At 40.3% G+C, this 15,233-nt stretch carries 14 protein-coding genes; 4 read left to right on the forward strand and 10 right to left on the reverse strand.

Annotated elements, in window-relative coordinates; all coding sequences use genetic code 11:
• Positions 1–15: 15 nt before the first annotated feature.
• The 8 genes from ACRWQN_RS09910 to ACRWQN_RS09945 all read right to left on the reverse strand — a co-directional run bounded on the left by ACRWQN_RS09910 (position 16) and on the right by ACRWQN_RS09945 (position 7,849).
• Positions 16–825, reverse strand: a complete 810-nt coding sequence (locus tag ACRWQN_RS09910; protein ID WP_434925959.1) for an alpha/beta fold hydrolase — start codon at positions 823–825, stop codon at positions 16–18.
• Positions 826–944: 119 nt separating this feature from the next.
• Positions 945–1,667 (reverse strand): M15 family metallopeptidase, encoded by a 723-nt coding sequence (locus tag ACRWQN_RS09915; protein WP_434937500.1) that lies wholly within the window; start codon positions 1,665–1,667, stop codon positions 945–947.
• A complete protein-coding gene (dapE, locus tag ACRWQN_RS09920; protein ID WP_434937501.1) occupies positions 1,658–2,788 on the reverse strand; it encodes a succinyl-diaminopimelate desuccinylase in 1,131 nt (376 codons plus the stop codon). The genes ACRWQN_RS09915 and dapE overlap by 10 nt, the downstream gene beginning before the upstream one ends.
• Complete coding sequence (locus ACRWQN_RS09925; RefSeq protein WP_434925962.1) at positions 2,785–3,129, reverse strand: ArsC family reductase; 345 nt, start codon at positions 3,127–3,129, stop codon at positions 2,785–2,787. Before ACRWQN_RS09925 ends, dapE begins: the two co-directional genes overlap by 4 nt.
• 280 nt (positions 3,130–3,409) lie before the next feature.
• The gene (gene crr, locus ACRWQN_RS09930; RefSeq protein ID WP_434937503.1) at positions 3,410–3,925 is read right to left on the reverse strand and encodes a PTS glucose transporter subunit IIA; all 516 of its coding nucleotides are present in this window, start codon (positions 3,923–3,925) and stop codon (positions 3,410–3,412) included.
• Between the two features lie 229 nt (positions 3,926–4,154).
• Positions 4,155–5,873, reverse strand: coding sequence for a phosphoenolpyruvate--protein phosphotransferase (ptsP, locus tag ACRWQN_RS09935; RefSeq protein WP_434937505.1), 1,719 nt, complete (start codon positions 5,871–5,873; stop codon positions 4,155–4,157).
• Positions 5,874–5,882: 9 nt separating this feature from the next.
• Entirely contained in the window at positions 5,883–6,140 is a 258-nt protein-coding gene (locus tag ACRWQN_RS09940) for an HPr family phosphocarrier protein (RefSeq protein WP_434929023.1), read from the reverse strand.
• A gap of 101 nt (positions 6,141–6,241) precedes the next feature.
• Positions 6,242–7,849: a methyl-accepting chemotaxis protein gene (locus ACRWQN_RS09945; RefSeq protein WP_434937506.1), complete on the reverse strand. Its 1,608-nt coding sequence runs from the start codon at positions 7,847–7,849 to the stop codon at positions 6,242–6,244.
• Between the two features lie 271 nt (positions 7,850–8,120).
• Between ACRWQN_RS09945 and ACRWQN_RS09950 the strand changes: the two genes are divergently transcribed.
• The 4 genes from ACRWQN_RS09950 to ACRWQN_RS09965 all read left to right on the forward strand — a co-directional run bounded on the left by ACRWQN_RS09950 (position 8,121) and on the right by ACRWQN_RS09965 (position 11,916).
• Complete coding sequence (locus ACRWQN_RS09950; protein ID WP_226410076.1) at positions 8,121–8,822, forward strand: DUF3334 family protein; 702 nt, start codon at positions 8,121–8,123, stop codon at positions 8,820–8,822.
• A 46-nt stretch (positions 8,823–8,868) separates the two neighbouring features.
• Positions 8,869–9,900 carry a LacI family DNA-binding transcriptional regulator gene (locus ACRWQN_RS09955; protein ID WP_434929860.1) on the forward strand — a complete coding sequence of 344 codons (1,032 nt, stop codon included), beginning with the start codon at positions 8,869–8,871 and terminating at the stop codon, positions 9,898–9,900.
• 105 nt (positions 9,901–10,005) lie between these two features.
• Entirely contained in the window at positions 10,006–10,929 is a 924-nt protein-coding gene (locus ACRWQN_RS09960; protein ID WP_434937508.1) for a transporter, read from the forward strand.
• Positions 10,930–10,965: 36 nt separating this feature from the next.
• The gene (locus tag ACRWQN_RS09965) at positions 10,966–11,916 is read left to right on the forward strand and encodes a DUF808 domain-containing protein (RefSeq protein WP_434937510.1); all 951 of its coding nucleotides are present in this window, start codon (positions 10,966–10,968) and stop codon (positions 11,914–11,916) included.
• Between the two features lie 192 nt (positions 11,917–12,108).
• Here ACRWQN_RS09965 and ACRWQN_RS09970 read toward each other — a convergent pair whose 3' ends face one another.
• Together ACRWQN_RS09970 and ACRWQN_RS09975 are read right to left on the reverse strand one after the other, a co-directional pair.
• The gene (locus ACRWQN_RS09970; protein WP_434937512.1) at positions 12,109–12,510 is read right to left on the reverse strand and encodes a DUF805 domain-containing protein; all 402 of its coding nucleotides are present in this window, start codon (positions 12,508–12,510) and stop codon (positions 12,109–12,111) included.
• Between the two features lie 179 nt (positions 12,511–12,689).
• Positions 12,690–15,149, reverse strand: a complete 2,460-nt coding sequence (locus tag ACRWQN_RS09975; RefSeq protein WP_434937514.1) for a glucan 1,4-alpha-glucosidase — start codon at positions 15,147–15,149, stop codon at positions 12,690–12,692.
• Between the last annotated feature and the right edge of the window lie 84 nt (positions 15,150–15,233).

A 15,233-nucleotide genomic window follows, 5' to 3' on the forward strand; every position in this document is an offset into this window, starting at 1 on the left:
AGCAGAGTGGATCCATTACTGGTAAAAGTTAATCAATAATTGATTTATCTCATCCGCTTTTTCTTGTATGGCTAAATGGCCTGCAAGCTGCACATGGTGTAGTTTTGCGCCGCTAATTTCATCACTCATCAAGTAACTTTCTAATACGGTACGTAAATGATTTTCCACGCCAACTATCACCAGTGTTGGTAGGGTAAATTGTTCCACTAACTCCATGGTATCGCGCTTAAATATTGCCATATGGGCAAAACGACTTAATACCGGCACTTGTTGGCTATCAATGTTTTGCAGTTTTTGGCTAAATAGCTCAACAGCAGTCTTATCTTGGTTTGTTTTAGCAAACATTAATGGGCTAATAGTGTCAGCTAATTCGCGAGTGATGGTTTTAGTATCATTCATAATATCTAACCATTGCTGATATTTAACACAATTCACTTCTGGCTCGAAGCCTATAAATGCGTTGATCATTACCAGCGATTGTACTTTTTCAGGAGCGTTTAACACCATTTCTGCTGCAATCGCACCGCCGCAACCGTGGCCAATAATATGGTACTTCTCGATATTTAATTCTGCTAAAGCAGACGCAATGTGCTGTGCAACATCAAGTAAGTTTTTGGTGGTGGCAGGTATACTTTTACTGTCACCGTGGCCCCATAAGTCAATGGCAATACAACGATAGTGCTGACTTAGACTTTGTAGTTGAGCTTGCCAGATTTGTCTATTAGCAAATAAGCCATGTAATAATACAATGACATCACCTTGGCCAATGTCAGTGAAATGCAGCGGCTGTTGGTCAATTAAACAATGCTTTGAACTGGATAACATAATAAGACTCAGTAAATGGGAAAAGGGTAGCTATGGTTGTTATTCATTGTATTTTTGAAGATTAATTCGACATAACAATTGGTGTGCACTCAATGGTTTCGCCACATGTTTACAATGGGTTATTTTGGCACGTTGGCCACAAACTTAACGTAATGGTTAACAAGTTCATCTAGCCTAGCCATTACGGGAGATTTTAATTCGAATTCCGCGTATTCAAAAACCTTATATAAATCCTGGCACAGATATGACTCTGTGTAATGACTGGCAACAGGGTAATAACTTAAATGCCATTCTTCGGTGCTCACTCCACTTTTTCCTTGTTGAAAAGGGAAGTAAAAACCAAATTGGTTAGCATGTTGTTGTAGCCATTGATATAAAGCATGGCAAGGGCCATTAGCTTGATATTCAGCGGCAACTAACTGTAATGCATCACGGTCAATCTTACTGGGGTCATATACATCAATATCTGTTCCCCAGTGGTGCCTAGATGCACCAGGAAGTGCAGACCAAATTAAGATTGAATCGATAATTTGCTGCGATGATAAGGATTCAAAATGAAGCGGTTGATGTTGTTTATCAAGCAGTGGCCGCTTACCGGTAGCTTTGGCATTCCAAATTGATAATTGCTTATCAAAGCTGCGATAAGCTGAGCATATCGCCATATCAATACCTTGGCGCTTTGCCGCATCACGCATAGTCGAAAATGCTTTTGCGGCTTCTGGTTGTAATAAAACAGATTCAAACTTAACTAAATGTGCGTCATCCAAGCCATAAAGGTGAGGATGTGAGATCGCTAATGCATTTTTGTTAATGCTTGAATCTGTAATAGGCTCTAGTCGCACAATAGTTTTTCCAGTATTCGCTCATAACATAACGTCAGTAGCTCAAGGTCGGCTATATTCACAGACTCGTTCACTTTATGAATGGTTGCATTAACAGGACCTAACTCGATAACTTGCGCACCCGTTGGCGCAATAAAGCGGCCATCGGACGTGCCTCCTGTGGTTTGTGGATCAGTGTTATAACCGGTAATTTCAAAAATACTTTGTTTGGTCGCTTCTAATAACGGACCGCCGCCGGTTAAAAAAGGCAGTCCATTGTATACCCAGTTTATATCGTAATCTAAACCATGGGCATCAAGAATACTTAACACCCGTTGTATTAATATTTCGGCAGTCACTTCGGTTGAGTACCGGAAGTTAAACATCACTTGAAGATCACCAGGGATCACATTTGATGCCCCTGTGCCGCCATTAATATTGGCTATTTGAAAACTGGTTGGCGGGAAAAACTCATTGCCGCTATCCCAGTGCATTTGTGCCAGCTCAGTTAATGCAGGAGTGGCTTTATGAATAGGGTTATCTGCAAGGTGAGGATAGGCAACATGGCCTTGAATGCCCTTAACGGTTAAATTGCCCGTTAAGCTTCCGCGACGGCCATTTTTAACGACGTCACCGAGTTTATGTGTAGATGAAGGCTCGCCCACTAATGCCCAGGTAATTTTTTCGTTACGCGCTTCTAAGGTTTCGATGACTTTTGGGGTGCCATTAATAAATGGGCCTTCTTCATCACTGGTAATTAGGTAGGCAATAGAGCCTTTATGATCGGGATGTTTAGCAACAAAGCGTTCAGTAGCGACGACCATAGCAGCTAATGATCCTTTCATGTCAGCGGCGCCACGTCCATGTAAGTAACCGTCTATTACGGTTGGCTCAAAGGGCGGGGTATGCCAGCGATTTAAATCGCCTGTTGGTACTACATCGGTGTGGCCCGCAAAACAAAAAACCGGAGATTCAGTGCCACGACGTGCCCATAAATTGGTGGTGTCGTGAAATACCATCGACTCAATATTAAATCCGACTTTGCTAAGACGTTCAGCCATAAGCGGTTGGCAGCCTTCATCAAGTGGGGTAACAGATTTACGTGATAGTAAATCTTTGGCTAAATCGATAACTTGACTCATTTGGTAAACCACGCTTGATAGTCAGCTTCTTTAAAGCCAACCATAATAGTTGAATGATTATCTAACACCGGACGCTTGATCAGGGTAGGGTGTTGTAGCATTAATGCAATTGCTTTTTGCTCGGTCAAATCTGTTTTTTCCGCGTCATCTAAGCTTCTAAAACTGGTGCTACGTTTATTGAATACGGTTTCCCATCCCAAGGTTTTACACCATTTAGCGACAGTATCTTGATCTAAGCCCTGCTCACGAAAGTCATGGAATTGATGTTCTATTTTGTTGGCGTCTAACCATTTACGCGCTTTACGAACCGTGTCGCAATTCTTGATACCATATAACTTCAACCTGAATTCTCCCTTAGCTAAATTATTCGTTACGCTGTTAAATGTTGTAAATGAAAGCGATTAATGAATGCATTTAAGCTCTTTTGTAAGCTAAATTAATGAAACAACAATTTAGTTAGTATTGTGGCATTGTGATTTGGCTTGAACAAGATAAAGACGTGCATTTGAATAAAATTCAATCATGTAAAAATTTAATCTTAATATACCCAATTATAAAAGCAAAAATGCAGATACTCGATCTGCATTTAACATTCATAGGTTACGCCTTATAGCGTTTTTATTAAGACAACTGCACAGTGAAAATCACATCTTTACCGGCGGTGACATAACCTTGAGGAGATTTATCTAAGCCTTTAATGTCTTCCATATTGGCCAGTACCACAGGGGTTAATAAGCTTTCTACTTGACCTTGTAAAAAAGCCAAGTCGAACGATAATATAGGATCGCCGGCTTTAACTTGTTGGCCTTCTTCAGCAAGGCGCTTAAAGCCATTACCGCGCAGCTCAACCGTCCCTACACCAAAATGGACAAACAATTCTAATCCTTGGGCAGATTCAATGCTAAATGCATGGTTGGTTTCAAAAATTTTACCAATCGTGCCGTCAATTGGCGCGACAATAAACTCACCCTCAGGATTAATGGCAATGCCATCACCTACAATTTTTTCAGCAAATACCACGCCGGGTACTTTCTCAATTGGCACAATTTGACCTGATACTGGCGCTAAAATAGCAATGCCGCCAGTGAGTTCAGTTTGACCAGATATTAGTCGTCGAATACGGCTTAAAAATCCCATTAGAACAAGCCTCTTATTATGTCGTTATCTTTATGGTTATAGTACACAGCGAACTGTATATCACTTTATACCTATTAGGTGCCAATGGTTAAGCTTTGCTCTATGCATAAGCTTTGGCTAATGTATTTTATTTTGTTGTTTCAGTATTAGGCTTTATATTATCTCAATAAAGCATCTATTTTAGAGCTATAGCGTATTAAACTAGGGCAATTGTTAAACTGATTTAATGTTAATTGTCTAAGTTAAACTTTTTTATCGCTTCGTCAATGGCTGCATTGGTTTTTAGTTGTTTAACCAGTTGTGCATGTTGTAAAAATGTGTGGTAATTACCATTAATGACTCGGGATTTTACCGCTAATAGATTACTGGGGTTAATACTTAACTCATTTAATCCCATGCCCATCAATAAAGGTAAGACGTGCTCATTTCCTGCCAGTTCCCCACATAAACAGACCTTAACATTAGCCTCTTGACAGTCACTGATTGTCATGGCGATAAGCCTTATTACCGCAGGAGACAAAGTGGGATAACTGCTGACAAGCTTAGGGTTAGTTCGGTCAGCGGCAAGGGTATATTGGGTTAAGTCGTTACTACCAATACTGACAAAATCTAAATACGGTAACATACTTGCTAATGCTAATACGGCAGCGGGTGTTTCAACCACTATGCCATATTCTACTGAGCCAAAGCGGGCGCCTTGTTCACGCAGTTGTTGCTTAGCTTGCTCTATTAATTCAAGCGCTTGTTGCAGCTCTTCAAGTTGACTCACCATTGGAAACATTAATCGAATTTGACCGTGACTAGCAGCCCGTAAAATAGCCTTAATTTGCACCATAAACATTTCTGGGTGCTGCAAACTATAACGAATACCTCTCACCCCCAAAGCGGGATTGTCTTCGGTATGCTGATGTAAACAGGGGATCTCTTTATCTGCGCCGACATCAAATGTTCTAATCGATAGCATTTGCCCACTGAGTGCGTGCATAGCCTCAGAATATAATTTGTATTGCTGATTTTCATCCGGTAACGCTTTAGCGTTCATCAATAAAAACTCAGTTCTAAACAGGCCAATACCCTCAGCACCTACCTGCATTAATGAGCTGATATCATTTAGGCTACCGACGTTAGCGCGTAATATAAGTGGATGGCCATCACGGGTTTGACTCAGCATATCTTTGTAAGTCATTAGCGCTTGTTGTTGCTCAAGGTGATGAGCTTGTTTTAGCTGTAAAGAGGCTAATTCAGTCGGTGTTGGATTGATATATAAAACACCACTCATGCCATCTAAAATCAGCGGTGATCCATCTGTAATATGGCCATCTTGACTAGACCAAGGACAATTAAGTAATGCAGGAATACCGGCGGACCGAGCAAGAATGGCTGTATGGCTTGTTAAACCGCCAGACTCTAGCACTATCCCTTTAATAAACTCGAGTGGCAGCATAGCAAAATCACCAGGGGTAAGATCGTCTGCTAATAAGATGGTATCTTGGCTCAGTTTGGATAAGTCGTGTTGGTTAGCACCCTGTAATATGGTTATTAGGCGCTGACCGAGTAACAAAATATCTTGACTACGGTTAGCAAGATAAGGGTCTGCCATTTCTGCGATGACTTGCGCTTGATCATTAAAGGTTCTATCGATGGCAACAGCGGCACTGACGCGATATTGCACAATATGTTGTTGCATGTCAGTTAATAACTCATCATCTTCAAGTAGCAATATATCGGCATCGATAAGTTGAAAATTGTCACAACTTGGGCAAACACGTTGTTGGCAGTCTTGTAAGTATTTTATCAGTTTACTAATTGCGGTGTTTAACGACTTTTTTTCAGTTTCTATACTAGAAAGGGGTAACAAACGAAGATCAAGCGGTTGAGGCTGGGTGGTAATATTGAGCGCATGCCCAAAGGCGATACCTGTTGAAACCACAATGCCATTAACTTGCATGATAACCTCTTAGCTTAAGGTGATAAGTAGTTCTGAAACCCTTTCAACGGCCTGTTGAGCTTGTTCGCCCTGGGCGATTACCGTGACTTCAACGCCTTGGTATAAACCGAGTGTCTGTAATTTAAATAAGCTTTTAGCGCTAGCTTGCTTACCGTTGCATTCTACGATGACATCGCAATCGAAACTTTTGGCCTCTTTCACCAGTAATGCTGCCGGGCGAGTGTGAATCCCGTGTGGCGCTATGATGGTCACCGTTTTTTGATACATACTGCTTGAACTCTTATTAATAGCTAAAAAGAAAAACAAATCACTATACCTTAATGCAACAGGGCATCAAAGTAAGCAATGTGATTTTCGTTGTATATGAATTAAATCTTAAATTGTTTGAGGGTGTTATCCATTTTTTTACTGATCTTTTCTAACTCATTGGCTTCATGTTCATTAGATTCATTTGCCGCTACCACTTGATGGGTTAAGCCTGAAATGGCGTTAATATTAATATTTACCTCTTCAGTCACCATAGCTTGTTGCTCGGTTGCACTGGCAAGTTGGCTGGTCATGTCGTTGATGTTATCAACTAACGCGAGAATGCTTACCATAGAATCACTTGATTGACGTGCTTTTAATTGTAAGTCATCGGATTGTTTAAGGGTTTGACTATTACTCTCGCGTAAAGATTCAATTCCTTTATGAATTTTAGACACAATTTGATTGATTTCATTGGTCGAGTCTTGAGTTCGGTTTGCCAATGCTCTCACTTCATCTGCTACAACCGCAAAGCCACGACCATGGCCGCCCGCCCGTGCGGCTTCAATGGCGGCATTTAAAGCCAGTAAGTTAGTTTGGTCTGCTATCGCTTTAATCACATCTAAAATAGAGCTTATTTCATTAGATGCAAGGGATAAGCTTTCGCTGACTTGCACATTATGTTGTAGCTCATTGCCTAGCGCCTCACTTTGAACCACTGTTGATAACATCAATTGTTGACCATGTTTAGCCTCTTCAGTCACTTTGTTGGCATTTTCAGCGGTTTGTTGTGTGTTACGCGCCATATCTTGGGTAGTAGTTAACATTTCATTAATTGCTGCTGCAACACTTTGAGTTTCTTGATTCACATTTTGACTGCTCTGCTGTGAGGTGCTGACCGCCTTTAATAGCTCGTTGGCATTGATGTTGAGTTGATTGCCAATTGGAGTTAATTCTGCAACAACATTAGCAATTTTGACGACAAATAAGTTAAATGCTTTGGCTAATTCAGAGACTTCATCTTTACCATTTTCATCCAGTCTTTGACGTAAATCGCCTTCACCTGCGGCAATGTCCCGCATAGTTTCGATGGCGATATTGATAGGTTGGGTGATTGAATGATTAAGCAATAAGAAGAAGATAAAAATAGGCACAGAAATCATCATCATAATGATTAAGTAGTCAATTATGATACTTTTGAGTGCGGTATTAATGCTGTCGTTATCGGCATAAGAAAGTACATAATGTTGCTGCCGGTTATCATATTTTATTGATAATAAACGTGTTTGAGAGTCGCCATTTATAGTGAATTCAATCGACCCATTCGATAATCCCTGACTTTTAGCTAAATCAAGCAATGCATTAAGACTGAAATGGCCATTGATATCGGTTAACTTGGAAATGTCGGCTTTAGAAAAAAAGACATCAGTAGACGGTGATAATAGCTGTTTGTTGTTATCTAGCAGATAAATAGGATTTTGAGCTTGCTGATTAATAGCATCAAGAATGGCTACAACAGTTAAACTAGGGATGTTTTGAGAGGCTAATTCCTCTATGGTTGCATTGAATTGAACAATATTACCCGCTAATTGATGATATTTTTCATTAACCAGATTGTCGTATTGTTCTTTAACAGAAAAACTACCAAAGCATACAGTACCGATTGCCGCAAGAATTAGCATAATAAATAGGCGTTTTAATATGGTCAACTGACGTAATGAAGCAATCATTTTTATCCTTAAAATTATTAACCCTAGAAGCCGTTGATTATAAAGATTAATGGACTTTACAGGAGTTTATTGTCGCAAAAATGTGAGGCAACATACATTTAATAGAAAAAATTTAAATAACAGCTATAATTTATTAATTTATTGTAAATCAATAGTTTAATTTGTTAAATGTCCTATTATTTCATATTTCGCCCTAAAGACTTGTTTTAATTTTGATTTTTTATCATTTTACCCGCAAGATTAGCTTAATTATAAAAATAAGGTGTATGCCATGAACGCTTCTCAAACCGTTAAAAACGACGATATTTTACTAAAACTGTGTCATTCAGTTTCCCATGTATTATCCAATACCACTGCAAGTAGTGTTATCCATGCTGGAATGGTGCAATCTATTTCTCGTACTCGTTTAAAGCCTGACTTAGGTTGCTTTTCTATTTTTGACGGTGGCTTTTCTGGTTTAGTGGTGATCAACTTCTCAGCTGATGCAGCAATTGAAATTTATCGCCGCTATATGATCAATATGGGTATGCCTGAAAATGAATTGGCTTTTTCTCATACATCTGATGACGTTGCCAATGTGATGGGTGAGTTGATGAACCAAATGCTGGGTGATTTTATCAGCAAAGTATCGAAAGAGTTACAAACCTCTATTAGCCAAAGCCAGCCTAAAATGCTGACACTTAATAAAGAGCTTACTATTTCTGTTGATACCAATTTAGATAATGCAGTTGCCCGCCGTGTATCCTTTAGAACACAGAACAATCATATATTTTATCTTGAGTTTGCCATGGATAAAACTGAGTTTATTCGTTCAAGAGATTTCGAAATGGATGAAGAGTTTGATCCTGATGCATTAATTGAAACCCATAGAAAGCAACATGATAAAACTGCAAGTGAGTCAGCCAACTCAATCGCAGTTAAAGACTCAGTGACAGATGAGGCAGATAGCTTGCTTGATGAGTTAGGAATATAAATAACCATTATTTCACTCATTAAATTAACAAGGTAGAACAGTAAAAATGGCATCTAAAGCAACCTCAATTGACATTGCCTATCGTGCAGGGGTATCCCAGTCAACGGTTTCTCGCGCGTTAAGAAATAGTCCTTTAGTTAATTTAGAAACCCGGCAACGCATACAAGCGATAGCTAAAGAATTAAATTATAAAGTGGATAAAAACGCCAGTAATCTTCGTACTCAAAATAGTCATACATTGGCGCTACTGATTTGTGAAGATCCCACTAATGATGATTCATTGATTAATCCGTTCTTTCTTTCTATGTTGGGTTCCATTACCCGTGCTACCGCACGTCAGGGTTATGACTTACTGGTGTCATTTCAACAGCTTTCTAGTGACTGGCATGCGGACTATGAAGACAGTAATAAGGCCGATGGTATTATCTTGCTTGGTTATGGCGATTATATGGATTACGCCCACAAGCTTGAAAAACTGCTAGAGCAAAATACTCACTTTGTAATATGGGGCGCTGAACATAATAATAAATCTGTACTATCAATCGGGTGTGATAATCATCAAGGTGGCGTTATAGCCACAGAGCATATGTTGCAACAAGGTCGGAAAAAAATTGCATTCTTAGGAGATTCCTCAAGCCGTAGCCCAGAATTTAGAGACCGTTACTTAGGCCATTGTGAAGCCCTGAAAAACCAAAATATTCCCCTTGATAAGCAATTACAATTTGATGCTATTAGCACAGAAAGCTCAGGCTTTGATGCCGCCAATGCCTTGCTGGACAAAGGGACTCAATTTGATGCTATTTTTGCAGCCAGTGATTTAATTGCTATTGGTGCACTTAGGGCGTTAAAAAAACGCGGTGTTAACGTACCCGAAGATGTCGCCATTATTGGTTATGATGATATACCAGTGGCTAGCTTTGCTAATCCGCCACTAACCACCATTAAGCAAAACACCCAATTGGCGGGGGAGATTTTAGTGGACAGTGTACTCAAACTGATCCGCGGGCAAGAAGTGTCACCTATGTTAATTCCTACTAATCTAGTGGTACGTCAATCTTGCGGTTCAACAATAGATTAATGGGTAAATATCATTAAGGTTTTAATTGTTCTTAACCTTAATGATATTCCTGAATGAGTTTTTAATGCCTCTGCATCCGTTATCATTTAAGGATAAATAGATTCAATGAAAACGCCATCATATCGCCAATTCTTTAGACTACAAGTTTTCGCTTTTGCTGTACTCACAAGTGTAAGCAGTTTTCAAAGCATGGCTCAAGATTTAGAACCCCGCAGTTACACCAACATACCTATTGATATGCACTTTTTAGTGGCTGGCTATGGTCGCTCACAGGGCGGCTTATCACCTGCGCCAGAAGTGCCTATCGAACAATCACAAATTGAAATTAATGCTGGGATTATCGGTTATGCTACTACATTTGATTTAGGCGGCAGTTCATCTAAGTTTGATGTGGTTGCAAGTCGTGTCTGTATGGCCGGTTCTGCGGTCTTTCAAGGTGAGTATGTTGAAGCTGAACGCTGTGGTTATGCTGATCCCGTCGTTAAATTAACCTGGAACTTTTATGGCGCGCCGGCGTTAACACAACAAGAGTTTGGTCAATACCAAGAAGGGCTAGTTATGGGGGCGAGTCTGCAAGTTACTGCACCAATTGGTGAATATGATCCCAGTAAATTAGTCAATATTGGCGCTAATCAATGGGTGTTTAGACCTGGTTTCGGTGTGTCTTTTCGACAGGGTAACTGGTATTACGGTGCTAATACCACGGTGCGCTTATACAGTGACAACGATGAGTTTTATAACGGTGTACATTTAGACAAAGCACCGCAATATTCTTTGCAAGGACATTTGATTTATAGTTTGGCCAGAGGCCAGTGGTTATCATTAAGTGGCAATTATTTTATCGGTGGTGAAACCAGTAAAAATGGGATTGAAGCCCATGATGATCAAGATAATTCACGTTTTGGATTAACGTATTCATTAGCTTTAAATCAACATCATAGCGTAAAACTTTATGCCAATACTGGTGTCATCACCCGTATTGGAAATGACTTTGACTCATTCGGTGTGCTTTGGCAGTACGTTTTATAATTTTATTTTACTTTATTTCAAGGATATTAACTCACTATGGCTGGTGCAAGCTTACTGACATTACTAGATGATATTGCAACCATTTTAGATGACGTTGCTGCGATGAGTAAAGTCGCAGCACGTAAAACCGCAGGCGTGCTGGGCGACGATTTAGCATTAAACGCTCAGCAAGTGTCTGGGGTCGCGTCAGAACGTGAGCTACCTGTCGTTTGGGCGGTAGCGTTAGGCTCTTTTCGCAACAAGTTAATATTAGTGCCGGCGGCGCTAGTAATTAGTGCATTTATTCCCTGGGCTATTATGCCATTGTTAATGTTTGGTGGATTATTCTTATGCTACGAAGGCTTTGAAAAATTACATCATTCTTATCAGCATAAGCCTTCACTGGATAAACCTTCTCAAAAATCGGATGCTGTCGAAGTTGAACGAAAATTATCCAGAGATGTTGCTGACTTACAAACCTATGAAAAAGAAAAGATAAAAGGGGCAATTCGCACCGACTTTGTACTTTCTGCAGAGATTATTGCTATTAGTTTAGGTGTGGTCGCTGAGTCTGATTTAATGAGTCAGTTTTTAACCTTATCGGTTATCGCGGTAGTGATGACAGTCGGCGTGTATGGTTTAGTCGCGGGTATTGTTAAAATTGACGACCTTGGATTCTATCTCAATAAACGCCAAGGTGAAGGTTTTTTAAATCGCGTAGGGCGATACATTGGGCTTAAATTAATTATCGCCGCGCCATATTTAATGAAAATATTAACCGTGGTGGGAACAATTGCAATGTTTATGGTGGGCGGTGGTATTTTAACCCACGGTATTCATGTGGTTGGAGCCTATATTGAACATGCTGCTGTTTTGGTTGAGCAATTAGACTATATAGGTGGCCTATTGAAAATGCTCACGCCAAGTATTCTAAATGCCTTGTTTGGTATTGTTGCAGGCGCGATAGCGTTAGCGATAATGAGTTTAATACAGAAGGTAAGGGCATAATTAGTGTTAGTGTTAGTGTTAGTTTTAGTGCCACCCATTTTGTAACGAACATTATTAGCTAGTCGTAATAAAATTATTAATTTGGCATTAACAAAAAAGCATAGCGTGAGGCTGATAAAGTCTCACGCTATGCTTTGTTACTCATTTTAAAACCAATTTATGTCAATTGATTTTACCGAGTTAATTTACTTTCTAGGCTTCGACGGTGGCACTATTGCCACTGTCATTATCATTTAACGTTTTTGGGTTTGGACCATATTCATTATCTTCTTTACTATCGAAACAGAAAACAACGAGTAAGAATAATGCACCCAATAGCGGAATTAATGCGATTAATAGCCACCAGCCAGAATGATTGGTGTCATGTAAACGTCTAATGGCGACTGCAATACTTGGTATAAGCACCAGTAGGGTATAAATACCACTTAGCGTACCTAATCCCATAATTTCATTGTAGCTACCAATTCCCATGTCGACTAGCGATAACACAAAGCTAATGATGAAGTTGAATAAAGCAAACATCCAATATTCTTTACGGCGGGCACGGCCACTAAATACAAAATACTTTTTTAAAACTGTTAAATACCATTCCATTGTTTTTTCCTAATCCCAATTTTTTATAATGCAAAATTTGCATATGCTTTTGTAACAATTTTACCGTGAGTTAACAAGTGAAAAAACTAAAAAAATACCGTAACATCTTTCGATGTCACGGTATTAAGTTGTTAAATTATCTGAATATTAATAATAACTTAAGTTGATATAGTTGGTGTTTATTGGCTTAACTGTTCAGTGACAATAGGGTAGTGATCCCATACATTTTCATCTGTTATTGAACGAACCAATTTAACGTATTCAGCATGTGTCCACGCTAGTGGGGTGGCTGAGTTTGTGCCTTGGCCCATTTTGTAGTTATAGCGAGTGGCATTGCCCACACCATCCCAAGCTTGTTCTGGCAGCATTAACCCTTCATTAGCAAACATTTCCATCCCTTGTACATAAGTTTGGATAAGTTGCGATTTAGTGTTTGGGTTAAGCGTGCCAGATGCTTTAGCCCGTGCTAATTCATAGTGGCCGCGCTCACCGGTAAAGAATGGCCAGACACGTCCGCGTTGCTGTTCAGTATTGCCCTTTTCGGCATAACTTAATCCTGTGACAATATCTTCACCATAGCCATCGTTTCCATAGCGGCGATAACCTGGCACAGTGCTGCCATCTTTGGCGGTAAATTCATATTTTACCCTCAGGTTATCGTCCAATTTGGTGTTATCAATCAGCAACACGCTGTTCTTAATTGTTGGGTCCTGAGCGTTTTTAACACCATAACGCACAAGTTCTAAAAATCCACCGTCTAAAATGGTACGTTGATCAACACCCATTTTTCCATTGTTATCAAGCAGTTTATCTGCCGTGTTAGGGGTGCCATTAGGGCTAATGCGGACATAGTAAGGGGCAACTTCAGCGTGCTGGTTTACAGCAAAATCACCTGTATTAGCCACCATAGTGGTTTCTAATTCGGCAGCTAACTTGCGCGCTGCATTTAAGTATTGAGTGCTGTTTTCATCTTTCGCTAACACAGCTAACTCGCTTGCTGCGACTAGGCCTGCAATTACTGCAGCAGTGGTCGACGGAGAGTATCCTGCTTGTTCTTCCCAGCGCTCTTGTTGAGTGCTTGGCGGGGTAATTTCAGTCTCATTCCAATCTAATTTAACTTTGCCGCCTGTGATTAAGAAATCAGCTGCAGGTTTAAGCATGTCATGATACCACTTCACCGTTTCGGCATCGGTTAATACACCCGCTTGCCACAGTTTCCAACCTAACATAATAGGCATGGCGGTTTGATCTAGCTGTACACCCACCCATTCAATTTCGCCATCAACATGGGTTTTTTGTAAAAACCAGCCGGGCGTTCCCTCATAACCAGGTGTTTGAGCGGTTACTTGGACTTTTTTCAAATACTCAAATGCGACTTTAGGCGTTTGCGTATCGCCCATGGCTAAGAATGCCATCGCACATTGATAGAAATCTCGCGGCCATACCGCTTTATAACCCGTACTGCCGACTTTAGCTGACACCGTGTCGCCCCATGGGTTAGACAGTGAGGCAATTAAGGCACCCGCATGGGTTTTATCTTCCTGCGCTTTTAGCACTAATGCACTGGTGTAAAGTAACTTGCCACTATCGGCAGTGTTAGTCGACATATTATTAAGGGGTGTTAGCGAGGCTAAATAGTCTTTCCAGCCAATATGTTTATCATCACCAAGATAGGCGCTTAATACAGCGTCATAACCGGTTTCAAGGGTGATGTTAGCATTGTTGAGGCTTGCCTCTTTATTGTGACCAAAACCGATAGCAAAGTTGACCGTATAGCTGTTGCTATTAAGGGTAGGATATTGCGCCGTTAATGCGACATTTCCTACGGTTGACTTGTCTTTACTGGTACTTTGATACAGCTTATCAAGCTGGCCATTATCGGCTAAGTCGACTAAACCGTCTGAGGTGCCAACAAAACCCACACTGGCTTTGACGTAATCAATATCGGATTTAATGGTTAATACCGATGAATCATCAGCACTGGTATAAGCCACCAAGGCATCATTTTCAATACTGGCAATATCATTTGCGCCGCTATTGTCTATGTGTGGGTTAGCATAAAGATAAGGGGTAATACCATCTTCAAATGCGGTAAAAACCACCTTCATCATTAAGCTGTCGCGGTTTGGATCGGTGAAAAGATGTTTTTCAATCTTGTATTTACCGTCTTTATCCGTGTTAACAATTTTATAGGCCAAAGATAATGGTCGACCTTGGTCGTCGGTATGCAGATATTCAATAGTACTGTTGGTATTCTCTTTTTCAGTATCAACAAAACCATTACCCACAATCACAAATTGCAATTCTTTTAGCTGTGCATTGTGGATCATGCCGAACATGGTTTCTGTTAAAATACCTTGGGCGACTGAGAACCACACTTTACTGACAGGGTTAGCTTCGCTGTCAACATACTGGCCACTGGAATAAGGCTCATAGGAAGTGCCAATACCGGTTTTTCCTGAAAATGCCCACACAGGATCCGCTCCCGGAGCGCCAGGTGCAATATGAGTCACTGTGCTAGCGATAGGCTCATCTATTGGTGCCGTTGTGCTATCTGAACAGGCGCTTAAACTGAGTAGCGCAAGGCTAATTGCACTGGCAACTGTTGTCTGCTTGATAAGTGATTCAATTTTTGACATTGAGTTCCCCAATTTCTTATTGTTAATTATGTGTATCAACTATTTTTATAGTCGCTATGAAGGCACTTGTTTGAGCTGTTTAGC

The sequence above is a fragment of the Shewanella sp. HL-SH8 genome (assembly GCF_051165765.1).
Lineage (GTDB): Bacteria > Pseudomonadota > Gammaproteobacteria > Enterobacterales > Shewanellaceae > Shewanella > Shewanella glacialimarina.

Bases quoted from the DNA above. Each gene is read 5' to 3' on its own strand.
- ACRWQN_RS09955 (WP_434929860.1), top strand. From the start codon at position 8,869: ATGGCATCTAAAGCAACCTCAATTGACATTGCCTATCGTGCAGGGGTA.
- ACRWQN_RS09910 (WP_434925959.1), bottom strand. From the start codon at position 825: ATGTTATCCAGTTCAAAGCATTGTTTAATTGACCAACAGCCGCTGCAT.
- ptsP (WP_434937505.1), bottom strand. From the start codon at position 5,873: ATGCAAGTTAATGGCATTGTGGTTTCAACAGGTATCGCCTTTGGGCAT.
- ACRWQN_RS09950 (WP_226410076.1), top strand. From the start codon at position 8,121: ATGAACGCTTCTCAAACCGTTAAAAACGACGATATTTTACTAAAACTG.
- dapE (WP_434937501.1), bottom strand. From the start codon at position 2,788: ATGAGTCAAGTTATCGATTTAGCCAAAGATTTACTATCACGTAAATCT.
- ACRWQN_RS09965 (WP_434937510.1), top strand. From the start codon at position 10,966: ATGGCTGGTGCAAGCTTACTGACATTACTAGATGATATTGCAACCATT.
- ACRWQN_RS09975 (WP_434937514.1), bottom strand. From the start codon at position 15,149: ATGTCAAAAATTGAATCACTTATCAAGCAGACAACAGTTGCCAGTGCA.
- crr (WP_434937503.1), bottom strand. From the start codon at position 3,925: ATGGGATTTTTAAGCCGTATTCGACGACTAATATCTGGTCAAACTGAA.
- ACRWQN_RS09945 (WP_434937506.1), bottom strand. From the start codon at position 7,849: ATGATTGCTTCATTACGTCAGTTGACCATATTAAAACGCCTATTTATT.
- ACRWQN_RS09940 (WP_434929023.1), bottom strand. From the start codon at position 6,140: ATGTATCAAAAAACGGTGACCATCATAGCGCCACACGGGATTCACACT.
- ACRWQN_RS09960 (WP_434937508.1), top strand. From the start codon at position 10,006: ATGAAAACGCCATCATATCGCCAATTCTTTAGACTACAAGTTTTCGCT.
- ACRWQN_RS09970 (WP_434937512.1), bottom strand. From the start codon at position 12,510: ATGGAATGGTATTTAACAGTTTTAAAAAAGTATTTTGTATTTAGTGGC.